The 22,718-nt window shown below is 68.5% G+C and carries 7 protein-coding genes; 5 read left to right on the top strand and 2 right to left on the bottom strand.

Features of this window, described 5'->3' with window-relative positions; translation table 11 throughout:
• Positions 1–4: 4 nt before the first annotated feature.
• Positions 5–1,519, bottom strand: a complete 1,515-nt coding sequence (locus FL344_RS10320) for an amino acid adenylation domain-containing protein (protein WP_141618396.1) — start codon at positions 1,517–1,519, stop codon at positions 5–7.
• Complete coding sequence (locus FL344_RS10315) at positions 1,516–2,655, bottom strand: acyl-CoA dehydrogenase family protein (RefSeq protein WP_141618395.1); 1,140 nt, start codon at positions 2,653–2,655, stop codon at positions 1,516–1,518. The genes FL344_RS10320 and FL344_RS10315 overlap by 4 nt, the downstream gene beginning before the upstream one ends.
• 599 nt (positions 2,656–3,254) lie before the next feature.
• On the opposite strand from FL344_RS10315, the gene FL344_RS10310 reads away from it, so the two are divergent.
• From FL344_RS10310 to FL344_RS10290, 5 genes are all read left to right on the top strand, one after another.
• A complete protein-coding gene (locus FL344_RS10310; RefSeq protein WP_141618394.1) occupies positions 3,255–4,640 on the top strand; it encodes an alkaline phosphatase family protein in 1,386 nt (461 codons plus the stop codon).
• A 52-nt stretch (positions 4,641–4,692) separates the two neighbouring features.
• Positions 4,693–7,236 (top strand): NAD(P)/FAD-dependent oxidoreductase, encoded by a 2,544-nt coding sequence (locus tag FL344_RS10305; protein WP_141618393.1) that lies wholly within the window; start codon positions 4,693–4,695, stop codon positions 7,234–7,236.
• A gap of 78 nt (positions 7,237–7,314) precedes the next feature.
• Positions 7,315–9,525 carry a beta-ketoacyl synthase N-terminal-like domain-containing protein gene (locus tag FL344_RS10300; RefSeq protein ID WP_141618392.1) on the top strand — a complete coding sequence of 737 codons (2,211 nt, stop codon included), beginning with the start codon at positions 7,315–7,317 and terminating at the stop codon, positions 9,523–9,525.
• A complete protein-coding gene (locus tag FL344_RS10295; protein WP_194863068.1) occupies positions 9,525–13,793 on the top strand; it encodes an SDR family NAD(P)-dependent oxidoreductase in 4,269 nt (1,422 codons plus the stop codon). Before FL344_RS10300 ends, FL344_RS10295 begins: the two co-directional genes overlap by 1 nt.
• Positions 13,790–22,711: a non-ribosomal peptide synthetase/type I polyketide synthase gene (locus FL344_RS10290; RefSeq protein WP_141618390.1), complete on the top strand. Its 8,922-nt coding sequence runs from the start codon at positions 13,790–13,792 to the stop codon at positions 22,709–22,711. The genes FL344_RS10295 and FL344_RS10290 overlap by 4 nt, the downstream gene beginning before the upstream one ends.
• Positions 22,712–22,718: the final 7 nt, after the last annotated feature.

Here is a 22,718-nt window from a genome sequence, read left to right as displayed (position 1 = left end):
CGGCTCAAGGCGCCTGCGTCAGTTCCCTCAGCGCGCGCCGGTTGAGCTTGCCGTTGGGAGTCCGGGGCAGCTCGGGCAGCACGCGGACCTCGTCGACAATCATGTAGCGAGGCAACCGCTCCGCGCAGTGCTTCTTCACCTTGAGCAGGGAAGGGGGCTTGCTGGCGCCGCTGACCACGAAGGCCACCAGCCGCGCTTCCAGGCCGGAGCCGGTGGCAATCACGCCCGCCTCGCGGATGTCCGGGTGCGTGAGCAGCGCCGCTTCGATTTCGCCCGCTTCGATGCGGCGCCCGCGCACCTTCAGCATGTTGTCGCGGCGGCCCAGGTATTCGAACGTGCCGTCCGGCAGCTCGCGGCAGCGGTCCCCCGTGGCATACGGCCCGCTCCCGTGGCGAGGCTGGCCCCAGTAGCCCAGCATCACCGTGGGGCCTTCCACCATCAGCTCGCCCACGCCGTCGCCTTCCTCCCGCGCTTCCTCTGAGTCCGGCGGCGGCCGGGCCAGCCACACGCGGTTGCCACAGCTCGCTCGGCCAATGGGCACCGGCTCGGTGCGGTGGGGCGAAATGTCCGTCACCTCATGGAAGGTGCAGACGTTGGTCTCCGTGGGTCCATAGAGGTTGAAGAACCGCGCCTGCCGCAGGTGCTCACGAAGCGGGCGCAGGTGCCGGATGGGGAACGGCTCGCCTGCGAAGAGCACGGCGCGGAAGGGCAGCGCCCCATGCTTCAGCAGCCCGCCTTCCTGCATCATCAGCATCAGCGCCGACGGCACCGAGTACCAACAGGTGAACCGCTCGCGGAGGACCAGCTCCACCAACTTCTCCGGCGCGAAGGCCAGCGCCTCCGGGATGAGCGTGACGGACGCGCCACCCATGAAGGCCGCGTACAGGTCCAGCACCGAGAGGTCGAAGAAGAACGGCGCGTGGTTGCTGAAGCGGTCCTCCGGCGTGGTGCCCAGCAGCGCATGGCACCACTCGATGAAGGCCATCGCGTTCCGCTGGCTGATGCACACGCCCTTGGGCGTTCCCGTGGAGCCTGACGTGTAGAGGATGTACGCCAGGTCGTGGTCGCCCGAGCCGTGCGGCGGCAGCGGCTCAGACGAGAAGCTGCACAGCCGGTTCCAGCAGATCTCGGGCCCCTTGTCGTCCACCAGCAGGTAGCGCAGCCGGCTCACGCCGGCGTTGTGGAGCTCGGACGCGCGCGTGGTGGTGGTCACCATCACGTCAATGCCGCAGTCGTCGAGGATGAGCCGCGTCCGCGTCGCGGGGTTCAGCGGGTCCAGGGGGACGTAGGCGGCGCCCAGCCGGGCAATGCCCTGCATCGCGGCGACGGCGCGCACGGACTTCTCCGTCCACAGCCCCACGCGGTCTCCCTGCTTCACGCCCAGCTCCTGGAGCGCGCGGGCGATGCGGTTGGCGAGCGCGTCCAACTGGCCGTAGGTGAGGGTCCCGTCGGGACCCTTGAGGGCGATGGACTCGGGAGCCTTCGCCGCTGCACGGATGACGATTTGGTCGAGTGTCATAGGCCGAGCTGATTGGCGATGATGTCGCGTTGGATTTCAGAGGTACCGGAGAAGATGGCGCTGGGAATGGCGTCACGCAGCACGCGCTCGATGCCCGTTTCGGCCACGTAACCCATGCCGCCGTGAATCTGGATGGCGTCCAGGCCGCTCTGGATGGCGGCCTCGCTGATGGCCAGCTTGGCCAGGGACACCTCCATGACGGCGTCCTGGCCCCGGTCCATCTTCCAGCAGGCCTGGTACAGCAGGAGCCGGGACGCCTCCAGCCGCTGCTTCATGTCCGCCAGCTTGTGGGAGATGGCCTGGTTCTTCCCCAGGGCCTTCTTGAACTGCTTGCGGGTCCGGGCGAAGTCCGCCGTCTGTTCGAGCACCCGCTCCATCACGCCCACGTAGGCGGCGAAGAGGCACGCGCGCTCCCACTGCATGGAGCGCTTGAACATCGCCGCGCCCTGGCCCTCCGCACCCAGCCGCGCGGACTCCGGGACACGGCACCCCTCCAGATAGATGGGGGCGATGGGCGACGTGGACAGCCCCATCTTCTCGAAGGCGCGCCCGACGGACAGTCCCGGCGTGTCCTTCTCGACGAGGAAGGCGCTCAGGCCCATGTACCCGTGAGCCGGCTGCGTGGCGGCGTAGACGAGGAAGACGTCCGCGGAAGGGCCATTGGTGACGTAGCTCTTGCCACCATCGAGCACGTAGCTGTCGCCGTCCCGCACCGCGCGCGTCTTCAGGGCAAACACATCCGAGCCCGCTTCCGGTTCGGAGATGGCGTTGGCGCCCACCCATTCCCCCGAGCACAGGCGGGGCAGGTACCGGGACTTCTGCGCGTCATCCCCGCTCTCCAGGATGGGCATCACGCAGGCGAAGAGGTGCGCTCCCACGGAGAACACCAGTCCGGTGTCCACGCAGCCACGCCCCAGCGCCTCCATCACCCGCGCGGTGGTCAGTGTGTCCAGCCCCAGTCCGCCATGCGCCGCTGGCACGGGCAGCCCCAGGAAGCCGAACTCACCACAGCGTTGCCACAAATCGCGTGGCAGGGCTTCCTTGCTGGGCCTTGCGGCCTCGGGCAACTGCGCCCGCGCGAAGGCGAGGGCACGGTCATAGAGCTCCACCTGCTCGTGAGTCCAACTGAAGTCCATGTTTTCCTGACGTTCCAACGGGTGACAGCAACGAGGGGGCGCGCTTCGAACGCCTTGCGCTCGCGCTGCATGGCCCTCGGAGATGGATGGTGAGACGTGAGAGGAGTCAGGCGAAGTCTCGCGTGCGCGGGAACGCGTCGTCAAGAACCTCGGGGATGGTGGTCGAAAAGTGTGTCTTTTGAGGTGATGCTGGATGGGATTGAAGTGCGGGGTTTGGTAATTCCTATCTGATGGGTCTGGTCCGAGGTGGACTCAATGAGTTACAAATGGGCGGGGACGCGATCTTCCGCTGCCGCGGAGGACCTGGTCTCGAGGGCCGGCCGCGCACCGTCGAACAGCACGGAAATGGGCTGAAATGAGGCCCATGACCCGCCCCTCCAGACCATGTATTCCGTTTCGTTTCACTACCCATTGCACTGGGTACGGTGTCACTCATTCCCGCTGCGATCGCTCGCGTGAGTGATTCCCAGCCTATGGCCGCGGTAAAATTCTACACGCGGCTGACCTGGTTGAAGTGGCTGAGCACGCATCTCAGACCAGGGTATGGGACAACCTGGTCGGTGATTGACTGGTTTGCTCGTGGGCAGTTTGCTTCGGACATGGAACGTTGCGTCGTTTTGGATTTGCCTGGATTGAGCGCGAGGTATGTCGGCCCCTCGACGCCAAACATGCAGGCATTCGTGGAGCGGGGGCGCATGGTGCGGCTCCAGCCCATCCTGCCGGCGCTGAACTGCACCATGCAGGCGACGTTCCTGACCGGAAGATACCCCAGCGAGCACGGAATCGTCGGAGATGGATGGCTCCATCGGGAGCTGGGAGAGGTCCGCTTCTGGCCCCAGTCCGATGGGCTGGTGCAGACGCCGCAGCTCTGGGACGCCGCCCGCAAGCTCGACCCCAGCTTCACTTGCGCCCGCGTGTGCTGGTTCATGAACATGTATTCGAAGGCGGACTACGCCATCACGCCGCAGCCGTCGTTCACCGCGGACGGGCGGGTGGTGCCTGACGTGTTCACGGAGCCGCTCCACCTGCGCAAGCCGCTCGTGGAGGCGCTGGGGAACTTCCCCGCGTATGACTACTGGGGGCCCCGCTACAGCATCCGCTCCTCGGAGTGGATCGCCGACGTCGCCATGTGGCTGGAGCAGCGGCACGGCCCCACGCTCTCGCTCGTCTTCCTTCCGCACCTGGACTACACGCCGCACACGTTTGGACCGGACGCGAAGGAGATCCACAAGAGCCTCCGGGAGATCGACGACGTCGTCGGGAAGCTGATTGGCTTCTACGAGTCGCGCGGCGTGCGCGTCATCATCCTCTCGGAGTTCGGCGCGGTCCCCGTGTCCCGGGCCGTCCACCTGAACCGCCTCTTCCGCCGCCGAGGGTGGCTGGCGATCCGGGACGAGGGCGGCCGTGACGTCGTCTATCCCAGCGGCAGTGAGGCGTTCGCCGTCGCGGACATGCAGATCGCGCACATCTATGTCCGGAACCCGGCGCTCCTGGACGAGGTCAAGGCGCTGGTCGAGGCGGAGCCCGGAGTGGCCCAGGTGCTCGATGCCGAGGGCAAGCGCGCCCACCATCTGGACCACCCACGCTCAGGCGAGCTGGTGGCCCTGGCGGAACCGGATGCCTGGTTCACGTACTTCTACTGGCTCGATGACACGCGTGCGCCGGACTACGCGCGCACCGTCGATATCTACCGCAAGCCAGGCTACGACCCGTTGGAGATGTTCGTGGACCCGAAGCTGGGTCTGCGCATGTTGGAACTGGGGGGCAGTGTCGTGAAGGAGAAGCTGGGCGTACGCTCCCGACTGGAGGTCGTCTCGATGGACGGTTCCCTCCTCAAAGGGGCGCATGGCCTGCCCACCGGCCCGGAGGATGGGCCGGTGCTGCTCACACGACACGGCGAACTGATCGAGGCAGAGACACTCCACGCCACGCAAGTCCACGACCTCATCCTGGCGCACCTGACCAGACAGCAGGCGGCGGCCTGAACGGCTTCCGCGAGCAACCTGAGCGTTGTCGCTGCAAGAGGCGGGACACGGCATGAACAAACTTCCAGGGAGCGCCATTGTCATTGGCGCCAGTATCGGTGGGCTCAGCGCCGCGCGCGTGCTGGCGGACCATTTCGAGCGCGTCACCGTCATTGAACGGGACGTGCTCCAGGATGGTCCGCGTCAGGGCGCGCCCCAGGGCAATCACATCCATGTCCTGCTGCGAAAGGGTGTGGACCTGTTGGAGCAGTACTTCCCCGGCCTCGTCGAGCAGATGAAGGCGGACGGCATCGAGCCCTTCGACTTCACCCAGGACCTCCGGTGGCTGCAGTTTGGTGACTGGATGCCGCGCCACCGCAGCGGCATCGTCCTGTACCCGCAGACGCGCTGCTCCCTGGAGCGCTACCTGAGAGCGCGGCTTCGCGCCTATTCCAACGTGGAGATCCTGGAGTCGACCTCCGTGCGGGCGCTGCTGGCCTCGCCGGATGGACGGCGGATTCTCGGTGTCCAGACGCATGACCGCCACGAGGACGGCGGCGGCGTGACGAACCGGCTCGCCAACATCGTGGTCGACGCGAGCGGGCGCGGATCGCAGTTGGGCAAGTGGTTGTCGGAGTTGGGGTTCAGCCCGCCGGAGGAGAGCCGGCTGCCCATCAACCTCTGCTACGTGTCACGCCTCTTCGAGCAGCCGGAGACAGCCAGGGACTGGCGCGGGCTGTGGATCACCCCGCTGCCGCCCGACAAACCGCGCGGCGGGGCGATGCTGGGCGTGGAAGGCAATCGCTGGATTGTGTCCTTGTTCGGCTACGAAGGACACCACCCGCCCCGCGACGAGGACGGATTCGTGGAGTTCGCCCGCAGCCTCCGCGAGCCGGACATCTACGAAGCCATCAAGGACGCGAAGCCCGTCTCGGACGTCGGGGTGTACCGGGTGCCGGACGTGAAATGGCGCCACTTCGAGCGCATCCGGGACTTCCCCGCGGGGTTGCTCGTCCTGGGGGATGCGTGGTGCTACTTCGACCCCGTCTTCGGCCAGGGCATGTCGGTGGCGATGCTGGAGGCGAACCTCCTCAACGAGGCGCTGCACCAGCTCGACAGCCTGGAGGCGGTGACCCAGGCCTGGACGGCGTCCTACCTGCGCACGGGCGCGCAGTGGCTCCAGGGCCTCTGGTTCTTCGTGACGGCGGAGGCCATGCGGCATCCCCACGTCCCCGGTGAGCGGACGCGGCTCATCAAGCTGGCCCAGTGGTACGTGGAGGAGCTCTACGCGCTGAACCACGAGCATCCGGAGATCTACCAGGAGTTCCTCAAGCTGATGCACGTCCAGGCGGGGCCGGAGTTCCTCCTGCGCCCGGACATCGCCTTGCGGCTCGCGAAGCGCGCCTGGCAGCAGAAGTCCGAGAAGGGCTTGGGCGCCGAGGCACTGTGGCCCGCCAGCCGGGTGGCGCTGGGAGCGCGCTATGCGGGACGGATGCTGGCCAACCTGGTGGTGCCTCAACGGGTCGGCCCGCGTGATCGCATCTGCCACTTCGACACGGAAGTGCTGTGGAAGCCGGACAAGACGCTGGGGTGGTTCGTCCGGGATGCCCTGCGCGCCCAAGGTCTGCTGAGCGAGGCCGCCGAGGTGCGGCGGTTCCTGGACTACTGGCTCCCGGTGCAGGGCCTGGGCATCGCGAAGAAGGCGTTGATTGAGTTCTCCTACAACGTGGACGAGCCCGGATTGGGCTTCATGCTCTACAGCGACAATGGGACGGTCACGCAGGCCTTCCGGGAGTACACGCGTCTGCTCGGCATCTCCAACGAGGGCATCGAGCGGTCCGTGGCCATCTGCGAGACATTCCGGCCTTCGGACCTGGGGCTGGTGCGCGCGGAGTTCAAGCCCGGGGGGCCTACCCGGTATTCCATTGCCGCCAGCTGGCATTTCGATTCCATGCGTGGGCACTCCGGCTTCGATGAGGCGATGAGCCGCTTGCCGGAGCGCTTCCGGGCAGGGCCCTTCGCGGAGCGGGTGAAGACCTACGCTGACGCGCTGCGGACCGAGTACTACCCGCTGTTCCTGGGACTGAGCTTCCTGGAGGACGGAACGCTCGAATCCAAGATGTACCTGGTGCGCTTCGACGAGCAGCGGCCTCCATTCCAGCCTGGCTCGGAGCTGTGGCGCTTCCTCCAGGAAATGGGCGTGTCCGCCCCGGAGCTGGAGCGGGTTCGCCAGCTGAACGCGCTGCTCTGGGAGCACTCCGCGGACAAGATGACCCAGGTCGCCATCGAGGCCTCCGAGTCCCAATCCCAGCCCAAGCGCATCAACCTCATCTACAGCGGGATCCAGACCTCTGCGGTTCTGGAAGCCATCTCCCGTTTCGGGTATCCCAACTCCTCGAAGCAAGCCGTTCGGGACTTCGAGCGGATGATGCAGACCGATCGCGCGAAGTTCATCGCGGTGCGGGTGGGGCCCGAAGGATTGAGTCCGCGCCTCAAGCTGTACAAGCACGCCCTTTTTGATTTTGGCGATCTGTCCGTGGTGGAGGACGGAGGCCTCGGGCCGCGTGATGCCACGCCGGCCGCGGTGAGAGACGTTCCGGACGTATGTCTTTATTGATTCTTGTTGGTCGAGAATGAAGTTCAAACAGGTGATGAGTCTGAGCGGCTTTCGAGTCGCCAGCGGAGCCGTGCTCTGATGTGGTGTGAACCCATTGCTGTGATTGGACTGGGGCTGCGTTTCCCCATGTCGGACTGCCCGCGTACGCTCTGGCAAATGCTATGTGATGGGATTGATGCAACGGGGGACATCCCGTCCGGGCGCTGGCCTTCGGCCGCGCTCTTTGATGCGGCACCTGATCGCCCCGGCACGATTCGCAACCGCAAGGCCGGACTGATTGAAGGCGTGGAGCTGGCCGACCCCGCGGCGTTCCGGCTGTCGAAGCGGGAGCTGCGGCAGATGGATCCACAGCACCGTCTCCTCTTCGAGTGTGCATGGCATGCGCTGGAGGATGCGGGCCTGCCCTTCGACGCCGTGCGAGGGAGCCGCACGGGCGTCTTCATGGGCATCAACTTCAGCGACTTCCAGCGGATGCTGGCGCGGGACTGGTCCGCGCTGGATGGCTATTCCGTCCTGGGAACGACGGCGTCCTTCGCGGCCAACCGGCTCTCCTACGCCTTTGATTTCCGGGGACCCAGCACCGTGTCGAGCGTGGGGTGTGCCTCCTCGACGGTGGCCCTCCATGAGGCGTGCCGCAGCCTGGCGCTGGGCGAGGTGGAGATGGCCCTCGCCGGGGGCGTCGAACTGATGCTGTCCCCGGACAGCAGCATCATGCTGTCCCAGGCCGGCGTGTTCTCCGAGCGGGGGCAGTGCCGGACCCTGGATGCCCAGGCGGACGGCTACGTGCGCGGGGAGGGCGCTGGTGTCGTCGTCCTCAAGCGCCTGTCCAGGGTTGAGCCCGGTGACCGCGTGTACGCGGTGATTCGGGGCAGCGCCGTCAATCACAACGGCCGAAACGAGTGGATCATGGCGCCCAGCGCCTCGGCGCAGGCGGACGTCATCCGGCAGGCGTGTGAGCAGGGCGGGGTGGCTCCGGCGAGCATCGATTACATCGAGCTGCACGGTTCGTCCTTCCTCAAGGGCGACGCGGCCGAGGCGGAGGCCATCGGGGAGGCGCTCGGGACGCAGCGGCCGTTGCCCTGCAGGCTCGGCGCCATCAGCAACAACGTGGGCTACCTGGGCGCCGCGGCGGGCATCGCGCAGTTCATCAAGGTGTGCCTGTCGCTGCACCACCGCACGCTGGCGCCGACGATTCACGTGGACGCGCCCAACCCGTTGGTTTCGTTCGACGCGCTCGGGTTGAGCATCCAGACGGAGCTGGAGCCCTGGGCCGCGCGGGAGCATGGCGTGCCGCTGCGAGCGGGCATCGTGTCCACGTCCCTGGGCGGTGCCAACGGCTTCGTGGTCCTGGAGGCGGCTCCGGCTGAGGTGCTGGAGCGGACGCCAGCGCCGGTCCATTTCCTGGCGCTCTCGGCGCTCTCTCAGGACGCGCTCCGTCAGCGGGCGCTCCAGCTTCGGGAATTCCTCGCCACGACGCCGGACTCGGTGGCGACGCTGGAGGACGTCTGCTTCACGGCGGCGCTCAAGCGTCAGCACCACCGGCACCGTGCCGTGGTGATTGCGGGCGACCGGGCTGGGCTCGTGGCGCTCCTCGATTCGCTTGCGACGTCGAGTGGGACGACGCTCCTGGTTCAGGAGGGCATGCCGCTGGAGCAGGTGGAGGCCGGGCGTGTCTTCGTCGCGGATGGGGCGGTGCCGCCCGAGGTGTTCCCGGTGCGTGCAGGGCGCTGCGTGAGCCTGCCGGTCTACCCGTTCCAGCGTCAACGCCTGTGGCCCGAGTGGCTTTCACCCGATGAAGTCTGCCGCTCACCCAAGGACGCGCGGCCGGACGCCGCCGCCCTGCTTCAGGCCGCCGCGGTGGCCGCCGGGGATGCCTCCCGCGTTCCCGATGTGCATGGGGAGGCCCAGATGCGGGCGTTCCTGCGGGGGCACCTCGCGGACGTGCTGGAGGTCGAGCCCGCGACGCTCGATGTGCAGGGACGGACCTTCTTCGAACTGGGCCTGAACTCCATCGGGGCCACGTTGTTGAAGGAGCGCATCTCGCGGGCGCTCGAGCTCCCGTTGTCGACGACGCTCTTCTTCGAGCTGCCCCGGCTGGAGTCGCTGGCGAAGCGGCTGCTGTCCCTGTTGGAGGCGCGGCGTGGCCGCCTGCCGTCGGACTTGGGCGAGGTGAGCACGCCCGAGCAGGAGGAGCAGGGCCTGATGGAGCGCATTGCCGGGCTGTCCGAGGACGAAGCGCGCGAGCAGATCGCCCGGACGTTGGCCGAACTCAGCCTCGAGGTCGCGTGATGAACCGCAAGGACGGATTCATGGCGGAGTTGTCGCCACTCCAGCAGGCGTTGCTGACCATCGAGAAGCTGCAGAAGAAGCTGGCGACGGCCTCGAATGGTGAGCGGGAGCCGATTGCCATCATCGGCATGGCCTGCCGCTTTCCGGGGGGCGCCACCAGCCCCGCGAAGTTCCGTGACCTGCTGTGGGGGGCACGGGAGGCGCTGACGGAGATTCCCAGCGACCGGCAGGCGCTCCAGGGGCTCTATGACCCGGACCCCTCCAGGCCCGGAAAGCTGTCCATGCGCCGCGCCGGCTTCGTCGACGAGGTGGACCGGTTCGACGCGGAGTTCTTCCACATCTCCCGGCGCGAAGCCGAGGGCATGGACCCACAGCAGCGCTTCTTCCTGGAGGTGAGCTGGGAGGCCCTGGAGGACGCTGGCATTCCCCCGCATCAGCTCCAGGGGACGCGGACCGGTGTCTTCGCAGGCGTCCACGCGAAGGACTACGCGTTCGTCACGGGGGGCGGGCTGGAGAAGGTGAGCGCCCACTACTCCACGGGTGTGGACGCCAGCTATGTCGCGGGCCGGCTGTCGTACCTCCTCGGGCTCGAAGGGCCGAGCATGGCGGTGGACACCGCGTGCTCGTCCTCTTTGTCCGCCGTGCACCTGGCGTGTCAGAGCCTGCGAACGGAGGAGTCGACGCTCGCCATCGCCGGAGGCGTGAAGCTCATCCTGGCGCCGCAACTCAGCGTGTTCCTGTCCAAGGCGGGAGCCCTCTCCCCCAGCGGTCATTGCCGCACGTTCGACCGGGACGCGGACGGCATGGTGCAGGGGGAAGGCTGTGGCGTGGTCGTCCTGAAGCGGTTGCGGGACGCCGTCCGGGATGGCGACCGCATCCTCGCGACCCTGCGTGGCACGGGCATGAACCACGACGGCGCCAGCGGTGGCCTCACGGTGCCGAACGTCGGGGCGCAGGAAGCGCTGTACCGGCGCGTGTTGCAGCGCGCGGGCATCGAGCCCGGCCAGGTGGACTACCTGGAAGCGCACGGGACGGGAACGCGGCTGGGAGATCCCATCGAGCTGGACGGCGTGTCGCGCGTCTACGGCGCAGCGCGGACTTCGGAGCGCCCGCTGTGGATTGGCTCCGTCAAGCCGAACATCGGTCACACGGAAGCCGCGGCCGGCATCGCGGGACTCATCAAGGCCGTCCTGGTGCTCCAGGCGGGCGAGGTGCCTCCCTCCATCAATTTCGAGCACCCGACCCCGGAGTTCACGTGGGAGGGCTCAGGGCTCGCGGTGCCTCGAGCGCGCACGGCCCTGGCGGCGAAGGACGGCCCTCATCGCGTCGCCGTGAGCTCGTTTGGGATGAGCGGTGTGAACGCGCATGCGCTCGTCGAGGCGTACGCGGAGGCCCCCCATGCCGCCGTGGACGCAGGGCCGTATGTGTTGCCCCTCTCCGCGCGCTCGGAGCCCGCGTTGCGCACACTGGCGGCGTCATGGCTCCGGTACGTGTCGGAGGAGGCCGGTCCAGGAACGCGGCTCCAGGATGCGTGCTTCATGGCGGGCGCTGGGCGCTCCCACCATGCGCACCGTGCGGTGCTCGTGGCGAAGACGCCCGACGCGCTTCGAGCGGCCCTTCACGCTGTCACGGAGGGACGCGATGCGCCGGGTGTCACTCGAGGTTCAGGTGAGGGCGGGCCCGTCTTCGTCTTCGGTGGCACGGAGCCCGAGGCCAACCGCCTGATGCGTGAGCTGCTGGGCCGGGACGTCTTCCGCGCCCACGCGGAGAAGGTGGACGCAGTCTTCCGGCAGGTGGCGGGTGGGTCCGTCATCGAACAGGTGGCGGGAGAGCAGGCGGGCGAAGGACACCCGGTGGGCGCGCTCCTCGTGCTCCAGCTCGCGTTGGCGGAGCTCTGGCGCGCGTGCGGTCTGACCCCCGTCGCTGTTTCCGGATTCGGCGTGGGAGCGCTCTCCGCGGGAGTGGTCGCGGGAGCACTCAGCGTGGAAGACGCCGTGCGGCTCGCCCTGCAACTGACGCCAGCGCAGCCCGTGCGTCCTCAACCCGTGAAGTACCCATTCTTCTCCACCGTCGATGGCACCTGGGTCGAAGCGGGCGCCACGGTGCCGGGGGCGTACTGGGAGAGACAGCGCGCTGAGGTGAGCGACCCGGCGTCGTCCGTGGCGCACCTGTGTGCGCGGAACGCCTCGGCATTCATCCAGGTCTCTTGTGAGGCTTCCGTTGGGGAGGCGTTGGAGGCCACTGCACGAAGCCGTGGAAGCAAGGCCGTCATCCTGCGTGCCAGCAAGCCCGGTGATGATGCCTGGACGGGTGTCCTGGACGTCATCGCGGGAGGGTACTCCTCCGGAGGCTCCATTCGCTTCGAGGGCCTCTTCACAGGGGCGCGCAAGACGGTGGTTCCGACGTACCCGTGGCAGCGTGAGCGCTACTGGTGGGACGGAGCGGTCGCTCCAGCGCCGAGCAGCGTGCAGCCCGTCCGGGATGCATCCCCCCGGGACCTCTTCTGCGAACTCATGTGGCATACGCGCACGGTGGGGCAGGGGCCCGTGGACGCGGAGGGGCGCTGGCTCATCGTGAGCACGCAGCCGGCGGCATCGGAGTCGCTTCGGCAAGCCCTGTCCACCGCCGGAGGCACGGTGCGCGTGGCCATCGGGGGCTCCGAGCAGGCGTCGGTGCTGCGGGAGTGGCTGTCCGAGAGCCCGGCGCCCCGAGGCGTCATCTACCTGTCGGGTTCGGAGCACCCCGAATCACTGGAAGGGCTGCGCACATCGGTTCAGCGTGAGGTCCACGCGGCGGCGTCGCTCGTGCAGACCCTGGCACGGCAGTCGGCGCCTACGCTGCCTCGGTTGTTCCTCGTCACCCAGGGCTCGCAAGCCGCTGGCGGAGCGGCTGGACCCACGGCGATTGCTGGCGCGCCACTGTGGGGCCTGGGACGGGTTGTCGCCTACGAGCACCCGGAGCTTGCCTGCAAGCGCATCGACATCGAACCCGCGGCCTTCGGTGCGCTGGTGACGGAGCTGGCGCGCAAGGTCCCTGCTGGCGCTGACGACGACGAGGTCGTGCTGCGCGGCGAGCAGCGGCTGGTGCCCTCGCTCACGCAGAGCCAAACGATTCCGGAAGGCGCGGGAGCGTTTCGTCCCCGGCAAGACCGCACCTATCTGATTACGGGGGGGCTCGGCGGAATCGGACTGCGGCTCGCCTCCTGGCTGGTGGAGCGCGGCGCGCGGCACCTTGCCCTCTGTGGAAGAAAAGGTGAGACCGACGAGGCCCGGAAGGCCCTGGCGCCGCTGCGTGCGGCGGGCGCGCGGGTGGAGACCTTCCGCGTCGATGTGAGCCGCCCGGAGTCGGTGGCGGAGATGCTGGCTGCCGTCCGCAGAGGCGGAGCGCCGCTGGGGGGCATCTTCCACAGCGCGGGTGTGCTGGCGGACAGCTCGTTGTTGCAGTGGGAGCCCCAGGACTTCGAGACGGTCATGGGCCCCAAGGTCGACGGTGCCTGGAACCTCCATGCGCTGGCCACCGACACCACTCTCGAGCACTTCGTCCTGTTCTCCTCGACGGCGTCGCTGATTGGCTCGCCGGGGCAGGCCAGCTACGCCGCGGCCAACGCGTTCCTCGACGCGCTGGCGCACTTCCGTCGTGCACGGGGGCTGCCGGCCATCAGCCTCAACTGGGGGAGCTGGGGCGAGGTCGGCATGGCCGTCGCGGATGCTCGGCGTGGCGACCGGCTGGCGGAGCGGGGCATGTCGCCCATATCCGTGGATGAAGCCCTGGCGGCCATGGCGCTGGTGCTCGCGGAGAACCGCGTCACCCGGGGCATCGCGCGCTTCGATGTGACGCGATGGACTGCCAGCCATCCTTCCATCGTGGCTTCGTCGCTGTTCCGGGCCGCATCCGTCACCGATGCCGTGCCTGATGTCGTGGAGGCGCCGCGCAAGCTGCGCGAGGTGTTGCTCGCGTTGGAAGGCTCCGCTCGCCGCGGCGTCCTGGAGGCGCGGCTCAAGGAGATGATCAGCGAGGTTGGAAAGATTCCGACGACGAAGCTCTCGTCCACGGACTCGTTCGACGCGCTGGGGTTCGACTCCATCATGGCGCTCGAGTTGCGGGACATGGTGCTGGGCGAACTCGACGTGAGCATGCCTCTCAAGAGTTTCGTTGATGAAAGTTCCATTGAGCAGGTGACGGCTGAGCTTCTCGGAAAGCTCGCTGTGGCCAGTGTGCTCGGCGCTGCCTCCTCGGAGCGCGATGAATCGAAGCGGGTCCTGCTATGACATTGAATGAGCTTCTTCAGGCCCTCGCTGGGCACGGCATCAAGCTGTCGGTGGAAGGGGACCGCCTGGCGGTCGATTCGCCCACGGGCGAGATTCCGGGGGCGCTGCGTGAGCAGCTCGTGGCGAACAAGGCCGCGTTGCTGACACTGCTGTCGGAGCAGCGCATGCCCCAGGCGGAGACGCTGCCGCAAATCACGCCCCGGCCCGAGGAGCGGCACGCGCCGTTCCCGATGACGGAGATCCAGCAGGCCTACAGCGTGGGCCGGCAGGCCGAGCTCGAGATGAACGCGGCGATGCACGCGTACAACGAGATTGACTGCCACGCGCTCGACCTGGCCCGCTTCGAGGACGCCTGGAACCTGCTCATCGCCCGCCATGAGATGCTGCGGGTGGTGGCGCTCCCCGGCTTCCAGCAGCGCATCCTCCCCGACGTGCCGCGCTACGTCCTGCCCGTGGAGGACCTGCGCGGACGCGAACAGGAGGAGACGGAGGCTCGCTTCCAGGCCATCCGTGAGCGGCTGTCGCAGCAGGTGCTGGCGCTCGACCAGTGGCCGTTGTTCGAGTTCCGCGTGTGCCAGCTCGACGGGGGCCGCTCGCGCCTCTTCATGAGCATCGATGGGACCTTCATCGATGGTTTCAGCTTCCAGGTTCTCTACCGGGAGCTCGTCCACCTCTACAAACACCTGGGTGGGGCGCCCGCGCTTCCGCAACTGGACCTGTCCTTCCGGGACTACGCGCTGGCGGTGCAGCACGCGCGCGGTGCTCGTTATGCGCGTTCGCTCGAGTACTGGCGCTCCCGCCTCCCGAACCTCCCGCCCGCGCCGGACCTCCCGCTCGACAAGGACCCGGGTTCGCTCCGACGTCCTCGTTTCGGGCGCGTGTTCGAACGACTGGGGCCGGATATCTGGCAGCCGCTCAAGCAGCGAGCCCGCGCGCGCAAGCTGACGGAGCCGGAGTTGCTGCTGGCGGCGTACGCGGAGGTCATGGCGCGCTGGAGCCGCAGCCCCCGCTTCACGCTCAACGTCCCGCACTTCAACCGGCTGCCCCTTCATCCCCAGGTCAACGAGATTGTCGGCACCTTCGCCAGCTTCACGCTGATCGAGGTGGACCACCGGCCGGAGCGGACGTTCACGGAGCGGGCCCTTGCCATCCGGGACCAGCTCTTCCTGGCGCTGGAGCACCGTGAGGTCAGCGGCGTCGAGCTGCTGCGGGAGCTGTTCAGGGCTCAGGGCCGTATCGCGGGCGCCATCATGCCGGTGGTGATGACGAGCTTCGCGTCTCACTCCAAGAGCAAGGACTCGCACTGGGTCGACTTCCTGGCGGAGGAGTTCGGCGAGCTCATCGAGGCGCTGACGCAGACGCCCCAGGTGTGGATCGACCTGCAGATTGTCTACCAGCGGGGCGGCGTCTTCCTGAACTGGGACGTGGCGGAGGAGCTGTTCCCGGCCGGCATGATTGAAGACATGTTCTCCAGCTTCTGCGCGCTGCTACGGCGCCTGGCGGAGGACGACGCGGCGTGGGACCAGCAGGGCCTGGACACCCGTCCGGTCCGGCAGGTGGAGCTGCTGGCCCGCGTCAACGACACGGCGCGCCCGCGGAGCGGGGAGCTGCTCCACACCGGCTTCTACCGTCACGCCGCGGCGCGCCCGGACGCCCTGGCGCTGGCCTCGTCGAGCGTCAGCCTGAGCTATGGCGAGCTCGCCCGGCGCTCCAGCCGGCTCGGACATGCGCTGCGCGAGCGTGGCGCCGCGCCCAACCGCATCGTCGCGATTGTGATGGAGAAGGGGTGGGAGCAGGTCGTGGCCGCGCTGGGGGTTCTCAGCTCGGGAGCGGCGTACCTGCCCATCGACGCGGGGCTGCCGCACGAGCGGCGCGTCTACATGATGCGAAACGGCGGGGCCGAGCTGGCGGTGACGCAGCCGAAGTTCGCCCAGGAGTCCTGGCCCGAAGGGGTGCAGGTGCTGGTCGTCACGCCGGACGCCTTCAGCGAGTACAGCGAGGCGCCACTGGCGCCCGTGCAGAAGCCCGAGGACCTGGCGCACATCCTCTACACCTCTGGCTCCACGGGCCAGCCCAACGGGGCCATGCTCACCCACGCCGGAATGGTCAATGGCGTGGAGTGGACGAACCGGAAGTTCGGCGTCGGGCCGGATGACCGCGTCATCGCGCTCAGCGCGCTCCACCACGACTTCTCCGTCTACGACGTCTTCGGAACCCTGAGCGCGGGCGCGGCCCTGGTCATGCCGGATGCGTCCTCGCGCAGGGACCCCTCCCACTGGGCCGAGCTGATGTCCCGTCATGGCGTCTCCATCTGGAGCACCGTGCCGGCGATGATGGAGATGCTGCTGACGTATCTCGAAGGCAGCAACGCCCGGCTGACCTGCCCGCTGCGTCTGGTGATGCTCGGCGGAGATTGGCTCCCCGTCACCATGCCCGCGCGCCTGCGGGCGAAGTTCGGCGACGTGAAGCTGATGAGCGTCGGCGGCCCGACGGAGACGTCCCTGTGGAACATCTCCCATCCGGTCGTCGAGGCCGACGAGCGGCGCCGCAGCATCCCGTACGGCAAGCCCATCTCGAACACGAAGTACTACGTGCTGGACGAGCACCTGGACGAGCGCCCCATCTGGGTGCCCGGCGAGCTGTGCTGCGCGGGCGTGGGCGTGGCGCTGGGCTACGTGGGCGCGGGAGCGGGCTCGAAGAAGTTCACCGTGCACCCACGGACGGGCGAGCGCCTCTACCGCACCGGCGACCTCGGGCGGTACCTGCCGGATGGCACCATCGAGTTCCTGGGCCGCGTCGACTTCCAGCTCTCCATCCGTGGACAGCGCATCGAGCCGGGTGAAATCGAGGCCGCGTTGCTCCAGGAGCCGAGCATCAGCGCGGCGGTGGTCGGGGCGGTCGGCGAGCACCACGAGAAGCGCCTGGTCGCCTACGTCGTCGCCTCGGACACGAAGCGCGGTGTGGATACCCGGCACGTCCGCGAGTTCCTGTCCCGCAAGCTGCCCGAGCACCTGGTCCCAGCGACCTACGTCGTGCTGGAGGCGCTGCCGCTGACCCGCAACGCGAAGGTGGACCGCAAGGCGCTGCCGCATCCGGACCACGTCGCCCGGCCCACGCAGCGCGAGGAGAGCAAGCCCGCCGTCGCCGCCCGCCCAGGCCGTGAGGCCCAGGCGCTTCAGCAGTCCATCGCGAAGGCCGTGGCGGAGGTGCTGGGTGTTCCAGAGGTCCACCCGGACCGGAACTTCTTCGAGCTGGGCGCCAACTCGGTACACCTCATCAAGCTCCACCTAGAGCTCAAGGAAAAGCTGGGGCTGTCGGTTCCCGTCACGGACCTGTTCGGCAGGCCCACCGTCAAGGTGCTCGCGGCCAGGCTCGCGGCGGCGGGCGGTGAGGCGAAGCCAGAGGTGGCACTCGCGCCGCGCGAGGAGACGCCACGGACGCAGGATGCGCGGGACATCGCCATCATCGGCTTGAGCTGCCGCTTCCCCGGGGCTTCGACGCCCGAGCAGTTCTGGCAGAACCTGATGCAGGGCGTGGAGTCGGTGGGCACCTTCACCGATGACGAGCTGCTGGCCGCGGGCGTCAGTCCGGAGGCGTTCCGGAATCCCGGGTACGTCCGCTCGTCGGCGGTGATGGAGGACTTCGACACCTTCGACGCGGAGTTCTTCTCGCTGACGCCTCGTGAGGCGCGCGCGTTGGATCCGCAGCAGCGGGTGTTCCTGGAGTGCGCCTGGGAGGCGCTGGAGCACGCGGGCTATCCGCCGTCGGGGCGCAACGGGCTCGTCGGCGTGTATGCCGGGAAGAGCGTCAGCCACTATCGCTATCCCTACCCGGACCTGACGCGCCCCATCGGCTTCTTCCAGGACCTGATGGCCCAGGACAAGGACTTCCTGGCCACGCAGGTGTCCTACAAGCTCGACCTGCGCGGGCCCAGCATCAACGTCCAGACGGCGTGCTCCACGTCCCTGGTCGCGGTGTCCGAGGCGTGCGCGGCGCTGAATGAGGGCAGCTGCGACCTGGCGCTCGCGGGCGGCGTGGCCATCAAGGTCCCCCACCGCGTGGGCTACCTGTACGAGGAAGGCAGCGTCTTCTCGCGCGACGGCCACTGCCGTCCCTTCGACGCCGGGGCCAACGGAACCATCCCAGGAAGCGGCGCTGGCATCGTGGTCCTCAAGCGCCTGAGCCAGGCGCTGGCGGATGGGGACCGGGTGCTCGCCGTCATCAAGGGCTCCGCCATCAACAACGACGGGCACCGCAAGGTGGGCTTCATGGCGCCCGGTGTCGAGGGCCAGACGGACGTGGTACGCCGCGCGCATCAGCACGCGAAGGTGGACCCGCGGACCATCTCCTATGTCGAAGCCCATGGCACCGGAACGGCCATTGGCGACCCCATTGAAGTCTCCGCGCTGACGGAGGCGTTTGGCGGACAGGTCCAGGCGCAGTCGTGCGGCCTGGGCTCGGTGAAGGGCAACATCGGCCACCTCGACAGCGCGGCGGGCATCGCTGGGCTCATCAAGGTCGTGCTCGCGCTTCAGCACCGCACCCTGCCGCCCACGCTCCACTATCAGTCGCCGAACCCGCGGCTGGAGCTCCACAAGACGCCCTTCTACGTGGTGGACAAGGCCCGGCCTTGGACCGCGACGCAGGGTGTCCTGCGGGCGGGGCTCAGTTCGTTCGGCATCGGCGGCACCAACGTCCACGTGGTCGTCGAAGAGGCGCCGCCGCAGGCGACGCCAGCGCCGGACGTGCAGCAGTTGGACCGCTCGCGGCACCTCCTGGCGCTCTCGGCGCGGAGCCCGGAGGCGCTGCGGCAGCTCGCGGGTCGCTACCGGGCGGCGCTCGAAGCACCGGGCGCATCGCTCGCGGACGTGTGCTTCTCCGCGAACACCGGGCGTGTCGCCTTCGACCACCGGCTCGCGGTGGTGGGGGCGGACGCCGCGCAGGTGGCCGCCGTCCTGGGCGCGGCGGAGCGGAAGGACGAGCACCCGGGAGTCATCCAGGCAGAGGCCGACACGAAGCAGGCGGTGAAGGTCGCGTTCCTGTTCTCCGGTCAGGGCTCGCAGTACGTCGGAGCCGCGCGCGAGCTGTACCAGACGCATCCGGGCTTCCGCCGGCGCATCGACTCGTTCGACCAGATGCTCCGTGAGTATTGGGACCGTTCGCTGATCTCCGTCCTCTACGCGGAGCCGGGCACGCCATCGCCCATCGACCAGCTCGACTACGCCCAGCCGGTGGTCTTCGTGTTGGAGTACGCGCTGGCCGAGCTGTGGATGTCGTGGGGCATCCAGCCGGACGTCTTGCTGGGACACAGCACGGGCGAGCTGGCGGCGGCCTGCATCGCGGGCGTGTTCAGCGTGGAGGATGGCCTGAAGCTGGCCGTTCACCGCGGACGGTTGATTCAGCAGCTTCCGGAGGGCAGCAACATCGCGGTCTCCGCCGCGGAGCCGGAGCTGCGCGAGTTCCTCTCCCAGGGCGGTTGGGCCAGCTCCATCGCGGCCGTCAACGGGCCGGACAACGTCGTCATCTCCGGCATCCCCGCGGAGATTGTGGAGATAGGCCGGGCGCTGGACGCGAAGGGCTACAAGGTCAAGCGGCTGAACATCCCGCGCGCGGCCCACTCGGTGATGATGGAGGCCATCCTCCCGGAGTTCCGGGCCGTCGCCGCGTCGCTGCGTTATTCGCCGCCGTCGATTCCGATGGTCTCCGGGATGACCGGCGAGCTCATCACGGACGGGCTCTGCACGCCGGACTACTGGTGCAGCCAGCTTCGCAACCCGGTGCAGTTCGGCCGGGGCGTGGAGGCGCTGTACCGCGACGGCATGCGCGTCTTCGTCGAGGTCGGCCCGAAGGCGACCCTGCTCGGCATGGCGGCGCGCTCGGTGCCCGAGGGCGCGGGCACCTGGCTGCCGAGCCTGCGCGCCGATGACGGGGGCTGGCGGCAGATGCTGGAGAGCCTGGCGGCGCTGTACGTGCGCGGCGTTGCGGTGGACTGGGCGGCGGTGGATGCCGGCTACCCACGGCGCAAGGTGGAAGTCCCGACGTATGCCTTCCAGCGTCAACGCTACTGGGAGGAGGGCGCGGGCCTCCAGCGTCCCAACGGGCGAAGCGTTTCCCGCGCCGAGCACCCGCTGATTGGCGAGCGCGTGCCCCTGGCCGTCCTGGAGGCCGGTGAGCTGCTGTTCGAGGCCACGCTGGGGCCTGCCTCGCAGGCGTTCCTGGGACAGCACCGCGTCTTCGGGACGCCCACACTGCCCGCGACGGGCTACGTCGAGATGGCATTGGCCGCCGGGGCCCGGCTGTTGGGCACGACCGCGCTGGAGTTGACGGACCTGGCCATCCTCAACGCGATGACCTTCCCGAAGGATGCCGAGCGGAAGGTGCAGTGCGCCGTGCGCCGCGACGGAGAGGGCAAGGCCGCTGTGCGCATCTTCAGCCGGACGGGGGAGGGCTCGGAGCGCGCGTGGAGCCTTCACGCGACGGGCACGCTCGCCGTCCTCGGTGATGATGCATCGGCCCCCGAGGCGCACGACCTCGACAGCGTGTTGAGGGACCTGCAGACCCCGCTTCCTGTCGAGGACTACTACCAGCGGGCACGGAACGCGGGCGTCGACTTCGGCCCGGAGTTCCAGGGCATCACGGAGCTGCGCCGGGAAGGCGAGCAGGTCCTGGCGCGCATCGAGCGCCCGGCGGGCCTCGGGAGCGGCGGTGGCTACCTCGCGCATCCCGCCCTGATGGATGCCTGCCTTCAGGTGGTGGGCGGCGCCTATCCGGACATGGATGGCACCGAGCTGTACGTGCCGGTGCACATCGAGCGGCTTCACGTGCTGGGCAGCATCGAAGACGGCGTGTGGAGCCATGCCGTGGTGCGGCCGGTGGATGAGGCTGGGAAGCGGTTGCGTGCGGATGTCCGCATCTTCGGAAGAGACGGAGCGCTGCGCGCCTCGGTGCGCGGCCTGGAGCTTCAGCGCACGAGCCAGGAGGCGCTGCGTGCCGCGCTCTCCACTTCGCTGGATGAGTGGCTCTACGAGCGGCGGTGGGAGTCGCTCGCGTTGGATGGGAGTCGTCCGGAGACGCTGGTGCCCGCGAGCGGCGCGTGCCTGATTCTCTCGGAGCGCGACGGCATGGGGCAGCAGCTCGCACAGGAGCTGACGCGCGATGGCCGCGCCTGCTTCGTCGCCATCCGTGGCGCACGGCCGCACCGTATCGATGAGACGACCTTCGAGGTCCCTGACTCGCCCGAAGCGCTCGTGGAGGCCTTGCGCGAACTGCCGCTACCGGCGGCACTGTCCGACGTCATCCTGATGTGGGGCTCCCACACCGAGGAAGCGGAGACGCTGGATGCGGATGCGCTGGGGCAGGCGGCTCGGGTGACGGGTGGTGGCGCGCTGGGACTGCTTCAGTTCCTGCTGGACCGTGGGTACTCCGGCACGGTGTGGCTGGTGTCGCGTGGCGCGCAGCCCGTGAAGACGGGCGTTCCGTTGCCAGGGCTCGCCCAGTCGTTGCTGTGGGGCATGGCGCGGCCTCTGGCCATCGAGGCGTCGGAGCTGGATTGCCGGTGTGTCGACCTCGATGCCCAGGGCGAATCGAGCGCCCAGGTGGAGCTGCTCGCGCAGGAGATTCGCCGTCGCTCGGAGGTGGCGGAGGACCAGGTGGCCTATCGCGATGGCCGCTACGTCGCGCGACTCCGGAGGGTCGAGTCACGGAAGCTCGTTGAAGCTTCCGCGGAGCGCGTCGAAGCCTTCCGGGCGGACCGCAGCTATCTCGTGGCGGGCGGGCTCGGACGCCTGGGCTTGCTGACGGCGGAGTTGCTGGCGAGCCGGGGGGCACGCAACCTGGTGCTGACAGGCCGGGGCGCTCCGGGGCCGCAGGCGGTGGAACGTCTGGAGCACTTGCGCCAGCAGGGTGTCCGTGTCGAGTACCGGCAAGTCGACATCGCGGATGCGGAGCCGCTGGCCGCGCTGCTGAACGAGGTGGCGCGGGACATGGCCCCTCTGGGCGGCGTGTTCCATTCGGCCGGTGTGCTGGATGACGGCGTGCTGCGGCAGCAGCGCTGGGAGCGCTTCGAGACCGTGCTGCGGCCGAAGTTGCGTGGCGCATGGAACCTGCATCGTCTGACCGCGGGCCTGCCGCTGGACTACTTCGTGATGTTCTCCTCCGTCGCATCGCTCGTCGGCTCGGCGGGACAGTCGAATCACTGCGCGGCGAACGCCTTCGAGGATGCGCTGGCGCACCACCGCCGTGCCCTGGGTCTGCCTGCCCTGAGCATCAACTGGGGCATCTGGGCCGGCGACGCGGGCGCCCAGGTGTCGGTGAGCGAGGAGGCTCGGACGCCGGGCTTCGGCGTCATTCCGAAGGCGCAGGGCCTGCGCGCGCTGGAGCTGCTCCTCACGTCGAGCGTTCCTCAGGTAGGCGTGGCCGCCATCGACTGGGCTGTCTTCGGAATCGGCCGGTCCACGCCCTACGTCGCGGAGTTGCGCGAGCGGGCAGGGGGCGAGCGCCCTGTGGAGCGCGCGTCGTTCCTGGACACACTCACGGCGGCGCCCATCGAGATGCGTCGGCAGTTGCTGATGGACTACGTGCGCGAGCAAGTGGCGTGGATGCGAGGCGTGGGTTCCAGCGAGTCCATCGACCCGGCGCGCGGGTTCCACGAGCTGGGCATCGATTCGCTGGCGGCGCTCCAGCTCAAGAACCGGCTTCAGAGCGGGCTCGGCGTGTCGCTGCCGGCGACGCTCGTCTTCAACTACCCGACGGCAGAGAAGCTCGCGACGCAGCTCATGGACGCGTTCATCCCTCTGGAGTTCACGGAGGAAGCGCGCGTCACGTCGAAGTCAGACGCCCCGGTCGAGAGCCCGCTGGAAGGGCTGGCTGAAGCGAACCTCGCGCACCTGCTCTCCGAGCAGTTGTCGAAGATGAACTAGGGACGGA

The sequence above is a fragment of the Myxococcus sp. AB036A genome (assembly GCF_006547355.1).
GTDB classification, from domain to species: domain Bacteria; phylum Myxococcota; class Myxococcia; order Myxococcales; family Myxococcaceae; genus Myxococcus; species Myxococcus virescens.
The sequence above is the reverse complement of the archived record's forward strand: the minus strand, read 5'-3'. Positions and strand labels throughout refer to the sequence as shown.